General features: G+C 37.8%; 16 protein-coding genes. 4 read left to right on the forward strand and 12 right to left on the reverse strand.

Annotation, left to right across the window (positions count from 1 at the left end):
- Positions 1–8: 8 nt before the first annotated feature.
- From AACP56_RS08830 to AACP56_RS08850, 5 genes are all read right to left on the reverse strand, one after another.
- Positions 9–851, reverse strand: coding sequence for a hypothetical protein (locus AACP56_RS08830; RefSeq protein ID WP_133642537.1), 843 nt, complete (start codon positions 849–851; stop codon positions 9–11).
- A gap of 2 nt (positions 852–853) precedes the next feature.
- Positions 854–1,408 (reverse strand): conjugal transfer protein, encoded by a 555-nt coding sequence (locus AACP56_RS08835; protein ID WP_445227710.1) that lies wholly within the window; start codon positions 1,406–1,408, stop codon positions 854–856.
- A 76-nt stretch (positions 1,409–1,484) separates the two neighbouring features.
- Positions 1,485–3,887 carry a TraG family conjugative transposon ATPase gene (locus AACP56_RS08840; RefSeq protein ID WP_133642535.1) on the reverse strand — a complete coding sequence of 801 codons (2,403 nt, stop codon included), beginning with the start codon at positions 3,885–3,887 and terminating at the stop codon, positions 1,485–1,487.
- Positions 3,874–4,158, reverse strand: coding sequence for a hypothetical protein (locus AACP56_RS08845; protein ID WP_133642534.1), 285 nt, complete (start codon positions 4,156–4,158; stop codon positions 3,874–3,876). The genes AACP56_RS08840 and AACP56_RS08845 overlap by 14 nt, the downstream gene beginning before the upstream one ends.
- A complete protein-coding gene (locus AACP56_RS08850) occupies positions 4,159–4,446 on the reverse strand; it encodes a hypothetical protein (protein WP_008610937.1) in 288 nt (95 codons plus the stop codon).
- A gap of 189 nt (positions 4,447–4,635) precedes the next feature.
- On the opposite strand from AACP56_RS08850, the gene AACP56_RS08855 reads away from it, so the two are divergent.
- From AACP56_RS08855 to AACP56_RS08870, 4 genes are all read left to right on the forward strand, one after another.
- On the forward strand, positions 4,636–5,277 hold the full coding sequence (locus AACP56_RS08855; protein WP_133642533.1) for an N-acetylmuramoyl-L-alanine amidase family protein: 642 nt from the start codon (positions 4,636–4,638) through the stop codon (positions 5,275–5,277).
- A gap of 211 nt (positions 5,278–5,488) precedes the next feature.
- On the forward strand, positions 5,489–5,860 hold the full coding sequence (locus AACP56_RS08860) for an ArsR/SmtB family transcription factor (RefSeq protein ID WP_339339893.1): 372 nt from the start codon (positions 5,489–5,491) through the stop codon (positions 5,858–5,860).
- Positions 5,861–5,872: 12 nt separating this feature from the next.
- Complete coding sequence (gene merTP, locus AACP56_RS08865) at positions 5,873–6,475, forward strand: mercuric transport protein MerTP (protein ID WP_008610940.1); 603 nt, start codon at positions 5,873–5,875, stop codon at positions 6,473–6,475.
- Positions 6,475–6,681, forward strand: coding sequence for a GDCCVxC domain-containing (seleno)protein (locus AACP56_RS08870; protein ID WP_008610941.1), 207 nt, complete (start codon positions 6,475–6,477; stop codon positions 6,679–6,681). The genes merTP and AACP56_RS08870 overlap by 1 nt, the downstream gene beginning before the upstream one ends.
- Before the next feature lie 17 nt (positions 6,682–6,698).
- Here AACP56_RS08870 and AACP56_RS08875 read toward each other — a convergent pair whose 3' ends face one another.
- The 7 genes from AACP56_RS08875 to AACP56_RS08905 all read right to left on the reverse strand — a co-directional run.
- A complete protein-coding gene (locus AACP56_RS08875; protein ID WP_339339043.1) occupies positions 6,699–7,361 on the reverse strand; it encodes an ATPase in 663 nt (220 codons plus the stop codon).
- Positions 7,345–8,097: a hypothetical protein gene (locus AACP56_RS08880; RefSeq protein WP_133642532.1), complete on the reverse strand. Its 753-nt coding sequence runs from the start codon at positions 8,095–8,097 to the stop codon at positions 7,345–7,347. Before AACP56_RS08880 ends, AACP56_RS08875 begins: the two co-directional genes overlap by 17 nt.
- A 3-nt stretch (positions 8,098–8,100) precedes the next feature.
- The gene (locus AACP56_RS08885; RefSeq protein WP_047550478.1) at positions 8,101–8,385 is read right to left on the reverse strand and encodes a helix-turn-helix domain-containing protein; all 285 of its coding nucleotides are present in this window, start codon (positions 8,383–8,385) and stop codon (positions 8,101–8,103) included.
- A 299-nt stretch (positions 8,386–8,684) separates the two neighbouring features.
- Complete coding sequence (locus AACP56_RS08890; protein WP_133642531.1) at positions 8,685–9,521, reverse strand: RteC domain-containing protein; 837 nt, start codon at positions 9,519–9,521, stop codon at positions 8,685–8,687.
- A gap of 275 nt (positions 9,522–9,796) precedes the next feature.
- Positions 9,797–10,711: a helix-turn-helix transcriptional regulator gene (locus AACP56_RS08895; RefSeq protein WP_339339041.1), complete on the reverse strand. Its 915-nt coding sequence runs from the start codon at positions 10,709–10,711 to the stop codon at positions 9,797–9,799.
- 8 nt (positions 10,712–10,719) lie between these two features.
- Positions 10,720–11,205 carry an asparaginase domain-containing protein gene (locus AACP56_RS08900; RefSeq protein WP_133642529.1) on the reverse strand — a complete coding sequence of 162 codons (486 nt, stop codon included), beginning with the start codon at positions 11,203–11,205 and terminating at the stop codon, positions 10,720–10,722.
- An 81-nt stretch (positions 11,206–11,286) separates the two neighbouring features.
- Positions 11,287–12,538, reverse strand: a 1,252-nt coding sequence (locus tag AACP56_RS08905; RefSeq protein ID WP_339339039.1) for a heavy metal translocating P-type ATPase, incomplete at its 5' end; no start/stop codon positions are given.

Below are 12,538 nucleotides of genomic sequence, written 5' to 3' on the forward strand. Positions count from 1 at the left end.
AATCTGCCTTAGGCAGTAAATAGTCTGAGAGTGAATGACGTGGCACGTTTATACAGTTTGAATTTCAAGAAAACGATAAATCCAACCGAACCTAACTGAACAACAGGCGCAAAAAAGCCTTGACCTGTATCGGTTCCAAAAAGGTTGACCCAAAAATTGGTGTTGATTTCCGTATAAATGGCATTGATAAATACATTGACCAAAAAGAACGCTGGAACGAGCATATACACGGCTGCATATAATTTGAAGAACGTATAAGCTAACGAACGGAACTTTTCAAAGACTGCAAGGCTAATGACCAAGGGAAAAAAAGTTTGCATTATTCCGAGTAGAAAAAACCGTTCTGCCAAGAATAAGGGGTAGATGAACAAATCCAATATCCAGAGGAACAGGCTAATGATGAATGCAAATATTTTGAATCCGTAAAGCGGTGTGACCAAGGCTTCATACAATAGTGTCATAGCAGCTTGGGCAACCTCTATTATGCTAACGTCCTCTTCAATGGGAATATCTTGCATCTGTAAAGGCAATAAAGCAGGTGCTGTGCCACGATATTGTCCTTCAATAGCCACCAAGATTCCATCGAAAAAGCCTAACACCTGTGTCGAGAATATGACCAAAATGACAATGGCAAAATTCTTGGCAAGTTCGCCTGGACTCAATCCCCAAGTGTAACCATCCTTATCTGCAATGCCTTCATTGTATTTTTTGAGAATGTTGACCAGAAAGAACAGGACAGCGAGCGTTTTCATTCCCGCAATCGTATATTGCGAAAAGTCGCTGGCCTGTATGGTCTGGAAAACGGTATCTATATATTCCAGCCCAATTCCTAAGAGAATGGTCGCCGTCATTTTTAGTATTCGGTTTCTCGGTTATTGACTTTATCCTGCATTTTTCTGAAGGAAATAATATCACGATAGCGTTTTGTTTTTGTAGTGATGTTGGAAACCATTTGTTTGGATTCCTTCTCTTTTGCTTTAAGAATTTCAGCACGTTCGGCATCGCTCATTTTTAGGTAATCGCTGGATAGGACTTCATCGATAAAATCTACCGTGTCCAATGAATTTTGAACTATGGCATCGAAAGATTCCACAACCCTTGAAACTTCATCGGGTTTGATGTAGGGCGAATTCAAAATATCCTGCAAATCATTTTGCATTACGTTGATAAGACGCTGATTATTCTGTCCAATTTCCTCAACTGCTCTCAGTTGCTCAACAACGCTTGATACTTTCTCTATTGCCTCTTTTGCATCTTTTAGGAATTTTACAGACTTAATCATCTGAGCTGTCTGTTTACCTGATTCTATAAGTTGTTTTACCAAACTGATAAAATTGGTGTTGTCATAAGTGGGCATTCCTTGTGCGGTAGCATTACCTGACATAAACAAGGTCAGGGCTACAGTCATTACTAAAATTTTAATTTTTGTTTTACTCATTGTAAAAAAACTGTTTTGGTATTCGTGAATCTTCGATTTCATAATATTATGTTTTAGATGTGAATTGAATTATTGCTTTTTGCATATCGTGATGCTCGTTGTAGAGCTTCATTATTTCTTCATTTTCCTGTCCATCGGTCAAGTAAGCTGCATATACTTCCTTCGGAACTTCGAGACGGAAAATGTTGCTTTCTCTACCTATCTTAATAAACATTTCGGTGTACTTGCGTGGACCGGAAAGATTGTTTTTGATTGATTTCAGTTGGTTAAGGTCGTGGCTGGATAAGTTGAGCCTTTTGACCAGTTCATCATATCCTTTTTCATTGTTCAGACTATAAATGACTTGCGTGTTTTCGAGAATACTCGCAGAAGTTGAATTGTTCGGAAGCTGATTTATGGATTGCAGAATAATCCCAATCGCACCATTTTGTTTACGGATGGCTTGATAGTAGAATTCTACACTTTCCAGTACGTTTTCAAACTTTAGTTGTTTGGCAAACTCATCAAATAGGATGATACCCTTTTCAGCTCTGTTTTTCCAAATCGTTCTTTGGATTGCGGACTTAATGAGCTTGAGCATCACGGACAGGATTTCCTTGTTGTCCTTTACTTCATCCAGTTCAAAAACTATCAAACGTTTGTCCTCGATTTTGTAAGTCTGGTCCTCGCTTACTTCAAACAGAAAACTATATAGACCATCGCCGACATATTCGGACATTACGTGCAAAAAGCTCGTGACATTGAAGTAGTCGGGATGGATTTTTAGGGTGTCCAGAAGGTCTTTCTGATTCCTTTCTATAAAACTGTAAAAACCATCCAACGAGTGATTTTCTGAAGTGCTATCGTAATAATGGCGCAGTATTTTTTTGACCGATACTGATTGTGCTTTGGTCACTTTTAAATCCGAAGCAAATAACTCAAACAAAAAGACGGATAGGTCTTCCAGTCGTTCAGGTGTGAGGTCATTAGTATCACTTATATAAAATGGATTGATACCTAAGTTTTTTCCACTTTCGTAGCGAAGCACGGTGTATTTTTCAGGATAGAGTTTGGCAAATTTGGTGTAGGATCCACCGAGGTCTATGATGACCAAGCGAACGCCGTTCTCAAAATATTGGCGCAATATGTTATTGGCCAAAAAAGACTTGCCCTCGCCTGTTGGCGCAAAAATGGCGAAGTTTCTTGCCTTGATGCGTCTCTTCTTTTCATCCCAAACATCCTTTAAAACAGGAATGTTATGCTCACGGTCATTAAAGATGATTCCGGTGTTATCACTTTTGTAATTGGTGTTATTTATAAACAGACAGAGCGCGTGTTTTAAATCGGTTACATATAAATCGTTGTTTGAGAAATTGGAAGAGAAACAGCAGTAACTATTTAGGATATAATTCTTACGTTCTTCGCCTCTTGGATAATACGGGATGATATCCAATTCCTTAAATTCTGTTTTGATTTTTGAGGTTATTTTATCGAGCTCTTTAGCTTCCTTTGCCCAATAGACAATATTGAGATGACCACGAATAATTCGGGCATTATCATCGGCATTGATTTGGTCGAGAATGTGCTGGATTTTGCCAAGCACTACTTTATTCTGCGAACCAAAATTTGAACTTTTGTTCAGTTCTTCAATTTTCTTATCCAATAGCTTGCGCCACTTCTGTTTGTCATCTAAATACAAAATTTGATTAACAATATGATTTTCGTTAAGCGTAAGCCCTATGCCATCAATAAACCCTTGATGAAACACAAAATCGTCTGAAGTGAATTTCTCATTGGTTTTGCTACTCTGTACACTTTCGCCAAAGCACAGTTCACTATTGATGGCAAGGGCATCAAAATGGTTTTCGCCAATATTGACGTTTGTCTTATCCAGTAAAATATCAGTATCATAGCCTTCATTAAAGCCGTTGAAATAGGAATTAGTCAGTTGTTGTATTTCTTCCGCTTTAAGCGAAACAAAATCCATCTTTCGGCTATTGTTGATAAAGGAAACCGAATCACTTACTGAGTTTGCGAAGCTCTTTATGTTATCATCCAGTTCCTGTACGATACCTTTTGAAACCTTTCTGAAAGGGTTGACATATTTAGGATTGTTGAGCGCCTTATTTTTAGTCAAGATGAAGAACAGATAGCAGCTGTGCTCGATATGTCCACGACCTTTAAAATGCTCGTGGGTAGCTTTTTCCAAAAAGGTGGAATTCGGAAGTTGTTCTGAAGTATAAGATTTCTTCAGGTAGATATCTTGTTTGTGAACAACGGTTCCGACAGGCAATGACTTCAAAGCTTGAAACCAAGCACCGTGCATATCCTCAAAATCCCTTTCAGATAAGGAATAGATTTCTGGTAGATTACCTTTGTAGCACAGAATAACATTGCCGTTGTTGGCAAATACGATATTGTCCTGAATATCTACGATGGGTTGATATGCCGAAAGGTTAATCTTGTTCATAATCGAAGCCTGAATTTCTTTTGTTACTGATAATTTTTGGAAAAGCCTTAGCCATTTGGAATAGTTGCGGATTGTGGGTTATTCTTGTCAAAGCCACATATAGGGAAGCATTGAAGACCAATACACCTATTATTATCCCAAAGCTGAAAGAGAAGATGATGATGAGCAACGAAGCCAAAACGGAAACCATCATTAAGGCAAACAGGGAAATTGGCAGCCCAAATATGACTGCCCTTTTCCTGATGTTTTTATAGACCTCGAACCGTTTCATTTATACTACGATTCCTATTAAGTATGTGAAGATGCCCACAACTGCGCCAGCAATCAAAACAAATACAAGTACTCTGGTAATCCCTTTTTTAAGGTCAGCATTTTCGCCAAAGAAGTGTCCCGCATTAAAAAGGAAGCCTACCAAGAAGATGACACCTAATAAAATTGGAAATATGGTCCTGATGGTATCGCCTACATCGTTAACGGAATCTTCAATGCCACCAATTTGAGCAAAAAGCGAAGTGGATAAGAGCGAAAGAATTGATGCTAAATAGTGTGATTTTTTCATATCGGAAAAGTTTAAATTTTTAGTTCATTTTCGTTATTGGAAATTTACATATATTTGAATATAAATAACTGAAAATCAAATATTTGTGAATAAAATATTATTTGATATAGATTGAATTCTGTTGCTGTTATTTGACATCAAATCCTATGGATTTTTGAAGTGAAGTTGTTGATAACCCGAAAATTGAAAATGAAAAAAGTGCTCAAAAACGTCAGTTTTGTGATTTTGTTTCTAAAAATGTGTGTCATTTTTGGACAAGAAACGGATGCTCAAAAACGAATTGTTATTGACGTTGGACACGGCGGAAAAGATTCTGGTGCAATTGGTATAAATGGCATCCAAGAAAAGGATGTGGTTTTGTCCATTGCAAATGCCATTTTAAAGCTGAATAAAGAAATGGATAAGCCTTTGGATATTTATTTGACCAGGTATAGTGATACGCTTATTTCTTTATCAGACAGAACAAAGCTGGCCGAAGCCTTGAATGCTGATTTGTTTGTGTCTTTGCATTGCAATCATTCCGATAATCCAGATGCGAGAGGTATAGAGGTTTATGCTTCAAGAAAACAAAAGGAATTCTCAAAAGCATCGGTTCTTATAGGTTATCAAATTGAACGAGCCCTTTGTGAAGCCATTGCTTATGAAAGTCGAGGTGTGAAGTTTGCCAACTTTCAGGTACTTGGGGAAACTGTTGAGTATTGCGCCTCATTACTATTGGAATTGGGTTTTTTGAGCAATAAAGATGAAGGCAGCTATATTTTGGATAATAACAATATTGAACGCATTGCACTATCGATATTATTATCCATTCAAAAATCAATAGAATTATGAAAGATATTTTTTTAGAGTTAACGAAGAGCTTGAAGGACATTGTTTTACAATGTGTTTCAGAAGTTATTTTACTGTACAAATCCTTTAGAAGTTAGATTACCTAAGTTTATTATCTACACATTATAAAAAACAATTTATTCAATAGTGTATTTAAGTATTTGCTTAAATAATATAATAATGATATATTTGTGGCCACTTTAAATCAAAAAAGATGAGCTTGGAAATAACCTGTACACGGAACGAAGCAGACAAGAAGCAAATATCGAGATGTAAGGAAACCATAGAGAATTCTTCAGGTAGCTTAGAAGCAATAAGCAAAATTTTGTCTCTTGCGGGAAGCGAGGTACGACTGAAAATTCTATTTCTATTGAACATAGAGAATGAACTGTGTCCTTGCGATATTGCTGACATTCTTGAAATGAGTGTTCCTGCCGTATCCCAACATATCCGTAAAATGAAGGATGCGGGAATTATTACATCGAGACGTGAAGGGCAAACATTGTATTATTCGCTGGTAAAGAGTGAGGACAATGTTTTGAATGGAGTTTTCAATTCAATTTCAGCAAGAAAGAAAACAGCTTAGAAAGTTTACATTATGGCACCGAATAAAACTTCAAATACCGCGGCCTATACCGGCATTTTTACCGCAGTTGCAGCATCAATATGTTGTATAACCCCTGTCTTGGCATTAATTGCTGGAACAAGCGGAATTGCATCTACATTCTCTTGGGTCGAGCCATTTAGACCCTATCTTATCGGCTTGACCATTATTGTTTTGGTCTTTGCCTGGTACCAGAAACTACGACCGAAAACACAGGAAGAAATAGATTGCGCCTGTGAAGATGATGCGAAACCATCGTTTTGGCAATCCAAACGGTTCTTATTGATAGTAACACTATTCGCCGCATTGATGCTGGCCTTCCCGTACTATTCCAATCTATTTTATGCACAGCCCGCCAAGGATATCGTCTATGTCTCTCAATCCAATATCAAAAAACAGACTTTTGAAGTCGCTGGAATGACCTGTGCAGGTTGTGAGGCACACGTAGAAAGCGAAGTCAATAAATTGGACGGAATTATTTCTATCAAAGCCAGCTACGAAAATGCTAATACCATAGTGGAATTTGACAAGACCAAAACCGATTTGCCCACAATCCGAAAAGCTATAGAAAGCACGGGGTACAAAATAATAGAATAATGAAGATTCAATTAAAATCTACGATTACCTGTCCAGAATGCGGCCACAAAAAGGCTGAAGAAATGCCAACCACCGCCTGTCAATTCTTTTATGAATGTGAGAATTGCAAAACGGTTCTGAAACCAAAAGAAGGGGATTGTTGTGTATTCTGTTCTTATGGTACTGTGGCTTGTCCGCCGATTCAAGAAAATAAAAATTGTTGTTAAAAAGCCATACCTTAAATTCACTTCCGTTTATCCCCAGCTTTAGTATCAAAAGCAATCAAATTAAAAAGTTCTCGCATTCGGCTACGCACACGATTACCATAGCGTTCTTCCAGTTCTTCAGCATTGAGATTGGTTGTGGCGTGCGTCTTGATTTTGTGTTTGGTTTGTAAGTAAAGCTCGTATCGGGATAAGAGCACTTCGCCCATTACGTTCAAATCCTTTCCGTAGAATCTACCAGATGGTTCCACACCTAAATCATCAAAACAGTAAAATTTGGTATTACCATACTCTTCAACCGTTTTAAACCCAAGATGGTTGAAACTGAAGGTTACATTCCGGCAGGGAATCATTTCGTAAGGTCTTTGTAGTGGAACCAAATGGCGCAACAATTTCATCAAACTGGTTTTGCCGCAGCCAACGGGTCCGGAAAGTAGAATGCCTTTGTCAATGTCAATACCATAAGTCTCACAGTTGTCTTTATCCTTGATGAAGTAGGAACAGAGCTTCAGCAAAATATCCTTGTCTTCATCATATATCCTAAACTTTTCGCCAAACAAAAGTTTGCCTTTGGCATTCAGGTAAATCAAGATTTTTGGAAAATCATAGATCACACTTTTACCATGAAATTTTCCGAGCGAATATTCCACGCCACCTTCGGTTATTTTAGAGGGGTTGTCCATAATCTTTGTTTTTAGTGGTTCGCAAGTTGTCCTTGATTTGGGACGCTTGTTTTTTGTTTGGTTTGTTTTCCTCGTCGAATATTTCGGTTCTGTCCATCCAGTTGATGGCTACGGCTCGCCAATCTCTGATTTCCTTGCCATCGCCAGTTTGCCAATTTCTGGTCTGGTAATGCTCATAGAATTTTTTAGCTTCATCAGCATCAAAACCTTTTTCTTCAAAAAAAATAAAAACGGCCTGCCAGCCCTTTGGTTGTTTTATATAGTTTTCTTGTTTGATATTGTTTGTATTAGATACCAATGCTTGTCCATCTATGGGACGGTGCTGGTTCGCAACCTGTCCATTTTTGGGATGGTGGTGTCCCTCAAGCGGTACACCTCTGGGATGGTACTGTTCCGCAAGCTGTTCTAAAATGGGATTGTACTGTCCCACAACCGGTTCATCGCTTGTCCCAATAATGGCCATCTTTATTTTGCTGCCTTTGTAGGGATTGTTGGAAGGGAAATAGGTTAAGTATTGCCAAGAATCTAACTCGACGATGCATCTGTGATATGTAGACTTAGAACCTATTTTAGCACATCGCATCAAATCGCGACGGTTTACATAAAATTCATCCATAAAGCGGCAACTGTTCCATTCTTGGAATAGCGCCATATACAAACTGATATGGGATGGGTTAAGGCGGTCATCAAAATAGAACTTTTCAAAAGCCGCATTAAGTAGCTTTATATAGTTCATCGCTTAAGAATTTAGACCGTGGTGCACACGGTTGGCATCCATAACTTTTTGAATTTCCTCGGTATCGTAATAGATAATGCCACCCACCTTGGTGTATGGTAATGTGCCATTGATACGAAGATTTTGTAAAGTGCCTGGACTTACTTGTAGCAAGTCCATAACCTCAGAAGATTTGAGGTATTTTTTGAGTTTCCCGCTGGCTTGTCTGGTAAGTAATTGTTTAATGTCATCGAGCAATTCCATTTTGAATTCCCGAAGGTCGTCTGTGGTAATAATACTTGTTGGCATAATAGAACGGTTTTAAAAGAAAGGGACTATCTGGGTTTATGATTTTAAATGATAGTCCCTGACCTGATTTGACTTTCGTTCTACAAATTTGAATAGGTTTATTGGATTTTATTCCCCAGTACGACCGTACTACGGTCAAAATTTAACATTTTGAAATTTGATGGGTTTTGTAGTATTATGGTGCTTCTAAAGTGGAAACGGTGTGCTAAATCATATCAAATTATATGAAGACGCCTTCCAAAATAAAAAGACCGTAGGTCAACCGTAGTACGGTCTTTTGTTAACAGTAAAATAGCTTGTTATTCTTCGCTTTTGTCCATTTCTATCAGTAACGAGGTGGAAAGCTCATCGAGAAATAGTGTCCTACTGTTCTTGCGGTTTTTGATGTCCTGATAGGTTTTGTAGATGTCCTTTGGCTCAATATCGAAAAGCTGTTGCATTTTTTTGGAAACCTGCATTATGGCTTGATTATCCTGTTTGCCCAATCCCTTTGAGCAGAGTGCATAAACGAGTTCAACATAATCTGTATTTGAAAATGGCCAATGTATCTTTTCAATTGGTTTAGCACCATTTAATTTGCCGTTCAATCCTTTCCGAATTCGATGCTTTTTTTCATCCAAATATATCACTAACAAATCATACGCCTTGTATTTGCCAAGTAGCATATCCCTTGGTGTGCAAAACTCTGGGTCTTGAAAGTAAAATTTGGAAGTTGTTATATGGAATGTTTCGAGATAATCTCTGGTGTAGTATTCCTTGTCAAAATGGGTAGCACCGGAATTTACATAACGTCCAAAATCGATATTGTACAGGAAAAAGCGATTTATTTTGCTGATTTTCTTTTTAATCGATTTTAGTTGGGCATCCTTATCGCCCTTTGGAAGTTGAATCTCAAAGGAATGTATTTCTGAAAAGTAGATGAGCCTTATAAGAGGAACCTGCTTTACCTTTTTAAAGAAATTTATTTCATCTTGTATCGTCTGAAATTTAGTGTCAATGATTTCCTTTTTGTAAGAACTCAATAGTTTGCGACAGGCTTTGATGGAAAGATATGCCTGTTCTAAAATATTTCCATTCTGAATTTTAAACTCATCCAGATCCTTTAATAATTTTTTTGATTGTAATTGCGAATTCATAAGCAGGAACTTTAACGTTGTAAACCATAGAAATGGGATTTAGTTGATACGATTTATTGGTGGTTGTCATAGTCCTACAAAATGATGTAAATGAAAGTCACGGAACATAAAATTTGTGGCTCATTGTTGTATTTTAGGGAACTATGTGTAAAGTAGCTTTACTTTGTAATTGTACAAGGAAAACGTGCCGTATATAATTACGGAATAGTCCGTATTTTTCTACGGATTATTTGTTAGGTACTGCAAATAGTGGTTTTTATATAAACTCAATTTACTTACTTTTTCTTCCGAAATCGCTTCAAAAATTCACGCCTATTCTTTACGCCCGTTTTTTTGAAGATATTTGATGCGTGTTTTGATACGGTACTTTCTGCAATGAATAAATCTTTGGCGATGTTTCTGTAGCTTAAATTACTTAAAATTGACAAAGCCACTTCGACTTCTCTACGGGTCAAATCTTCATAGATGATTTTGCGCTCGACCGATTCGTCACGTTGTTTTTTCTTCAACGCAAAGACCTCATACATTCGGTTATTGTTTTCTATGAAGTACAAATACCTATCTGCTTCAATGGCGGTTATGGCAAAGAAAGCCAAGTTCATTACGGTAAATGTTATCCATTGATAGTCGCCGATGACTGTGCAGATAGGTAACAGGGCAATACTTGCTACACTTACCATTGAGAGTTTGTTTCGTCTTACTATGAAAGGATTTGGATTGCTGGGATTCGATATGCGACGATAGAAAATAAACAGAAAAACAAAAGCGACAGCAGATATAGGAATGGTAAATAGAAAACGTGCAGAATTAAGTGAATCTGTCAGGAAATAAGGGATAAGAAACAGCACTACAAAACTCACGCTTGCGAGTATAGCAAGGTTTCTTATGGATGAGTTGAATTTTAAAACGACAATATCGTACTCTTTGTAGAGATAATAAACGATATAAACACACAAGGCGATGGCAACACCATAGGTAATAATATACTGCAAAATAAAAGGACCTGGGAAGTTGTCAATTGGTAAAAAACCACCAGTAGCATTATAAGCAACAAACAAGATTCCGAGGTAGAGGAAACGCCTTAGACTACTACGCGTTTTCTTTCTGGAAAAGTAGAGTGTAAGCAATACTATGAACGTATCTATTAATAGATAGAAAAAAGTCGTCCAATGTATCGAAGTACCAAACATCTATTTTACTACTCATTGCGCTCAAATTTGTTGGTTTCTAAATTCTTGGAAACATTGTTCCAATTAAAAATTTGTCCGTTCATAGCAATATAAACATCCGGTTTTAGAAGCTGTAAAGAGCTAATTGCATACCCTAAATTAAATGGTGCATCTGTCTCTGCAGATGAACCTAATATGAAAGCCCCAACCAAAACGATTGTTTTGTTCAAATTGAGTTTTCCTATATATTTTGCAGTATCTTCCATTGTGAAAGTACCGTGGGTAATCAGTATCTTAGTCGCATTAGTTTCCTTTATCTTGCTCGCCAACAACTTTCTGTCATCATCTGTTATGGCACGACTGTCTTTTTTGAAAACACCTTCTATGGTATATTCAAAATTTATATTTGCTTTATCCAAAAAATCTTCAATCCCTACGTCGGATGACATTATACCACTATCATCAATATAGTCCAGCCCCTCGATTGTGCCACCTGTTGTGAAAATGTGAATCATTGATTAAGACTTATTCTGACTTATAAAGATAGCTTTAATTTATTTGAAACTACTTTCATTTGCTCGGCCGTAATAAGCGTTCTAAGAATCCTGCCACTTCATTTTCTGCAATCTGACGGCATTGAGGATAGCAAGCAGCGCAACACCTACATCTGCAAAAACGGCTTCCCACATTGTTGCGAGACCACCTGCCCCGAGAATGAGGACTATAACCTTTACACCAAAGGCAAGCCCAATATTCTGCCAGACAATTCTTCGCGTTGAACGACCAATTTTAATCGCTCTTGCAATCTTACTGGGTTGGTCGGTCTGTATGATAACATCGGCTGTTTCTATAGCAACGTCGCTACCCAAACCACCCATTGCAATACCTACACCACTTGCTGCCAAAACGGGTGCATCATTAATACCATCACCAATAAATGCAACTTTGGTTTCGGGTTGCTTTTTGAGCTCTTCCACCTCATTCAGTTTATCTTCGGGTAACAACCCACCTTTTGCCCAATCGATGTTCAGCTCTTTTGCAACCTGTTGTGTAATTGAATCTTTGTCGCCTGATAGCATTATGATTTTTGAAATCCCTGCATCTCTAATTTGTTTAATGGCTTGGTGCGCATCATCCTTCAATTCATCTGCAATGGTTACATAACCTGCAAAATTTCCATCAATGGATACCATTACGATGGATTCTACAATACCATCTGTTTCTGAAGGAACTTCTATGTTGTTTGAAGTCATCAAAGCTTTGTTGCCTACCAACACCGTTTTCCCATTAACTGTTCCCTTCAATCCCTTTCCAGCAACCTCTGAAACATCAGTCGCTTCATAATCCGAACCGTCTGCTTTGTATTCGAGAATCGCTTTTGCAATAGGATGGGTAGATTGCTCTTCCATTGCCATCAAGTACTTCATAAATTCGGCTTCCTCAAATGTGATGGAATTGATTTCTTTGATTTTAAAAACCCCTTTGGTAACGGTTCCTGTTTTGTCCATTACGACCGTGTTTACTTGGGTCATTGCATCTAAAAAGGATGCACCTTTAAAAAGAATACCATTGCGCGATGCCGCACCCAAACCGCCAAAATAGCCGAGAGGAATAGAGATGACCAACGCACAAGGACACGAAATCACGAGGAATATCAATGCTCTATATAGCCAATCCCTAAACACGTAGTCATCTACAAAAAAGAAAGGTAGGAACGTAAGTCCGATGGCGAGGAATACAACAATAGGCGTATAAATTCGTGCAAATTTTCTAATGAACAATTCGGTCTTTGATTTTCTGGCAGTTGCATTTTGCACCATATCCAGAATTCGTGCAATGGAACTATCC

The sequence above is a fragment of the Croceitalea sp. MTPC6 genome (genome assembly GCF_036985525.1).
Classification (GTDB): Bacteria; Bacteroidota; Bacteroidia; order Flavobacteriales; family Flavobacteriaceae; genus Croceitalea.

What these genes read in the sequence shown, in the direction of transcription:
- AACP56_RS08830 (WP_133642537.1), bottom strand. Translation starts at nt 851, where the DNA reads ATGACGGCGACCATTCTCTTAGGAATTGGGCTGGAATATATAGATACC.
- AACP56_RS08835 (WP_445227710.1), bottom strand. Translation starts at nt 1,408, where the DNA reads ATGACTGTAGCCCTGACCTTGTTTATGTCAGGTAATGCTACCGCACAA.
- AACP56_RS08840 (WP_133642535.1), bottom strand. Translation starts at nt 3,887, where the DNA reads ATGAACAAGATTAACCTTTCGGCATATCAACCCATCGTAGATATTCAG.
- AACP56_RS08845 (WP_133642534.1), bottom strand. Translation starts at nt 4,158, where the DNA reads ATGAAACGGTTCGAGGTCTATAAAAACATCAGGAAAAGGGCAGTCATA.
- AACP56_RS08850 (WP_008610937.1), bottom strand. Translation starts at nt 4,446, where the DNA reads ATGAAAAAATCACACTATTTAGCATCAATTCTTTCGCTCTTATCCACT.
- AACP56_RS08855 (WP_133642533.1), top strand. Translation starts at nt 4,636, where the DNA reads ATGAAAAAAGTGCTCAAAAACGTCAGTTTTGTGATTTTGTTTCTAAAA.
- AACP56_RS08860 (WP_339339893.1), top strand. Translation starts at nt 5,489, where the DNA reads ATGAGCTTGGAAATAACCTGTACACGGAACGAAGCAGACAAGAAGCAA.
- merTP (WP_008610940.1), top strand. Translation starts at nt 5,873, where the DNA reads ATGGCACCGAATAAAACTTCAAATACCGCGGCCTATACCGGCATTTTT.
- AACP56_RS08870 (WP_008610941.1), top strand. Translation starts at nt 6,475, where the DNA reads ATGAAGATTCAATTAAAATCTACGATTACCTGTCCAGAATGCGGCCAC.
- AACP56_RS08875 (WP_339339043.1), bottom strand. Translation starts at nt 7,361, where the DNA reads ATGGACAACCCCTCTAAAATAACCGAAGGTGGCGTGGAATATTCGCTC.
- AACP56_RS08880 (WP_133642532.1), bottom strand. Translation starts at nt 8,097, where the DNA reads ATGAACTATATAAAGCTACTTAATGCGGCTTTTGAAAAGTTCTATTTT.
- AACP56_RS08885 (WP_047550478.1), bottom strand. Translation starts at nt 8,385, where the DNA reads ATGCCAACAAGTATTATTACCACAGACGACCTTCGGGAATTCAAAATG.
- AACP56_RS08890 (WP_133642531.1), bottom strand. Translation starts at nt 9,521, where the DNA reads ATGAATTCGCAATTACAATCAAAAAAATTATTAAAGGATCTGGATGAG.
- AACP56_RS08895 (WP_339339041.1), bottom strand. Translation starts at nt 10,711, where the DNA reads ATGTTTGGTACTTCGATACATTGGACGACTTTTTTCTATCTATTAATA.
- AACP56_RS08900 (WP_133642529.1), bottom strand. Translation starts at nt 11,205, where the DNA reads ATGATTCACATTTTCACAACAGGTGGCACAATCGAGGGGCTGGACTAT.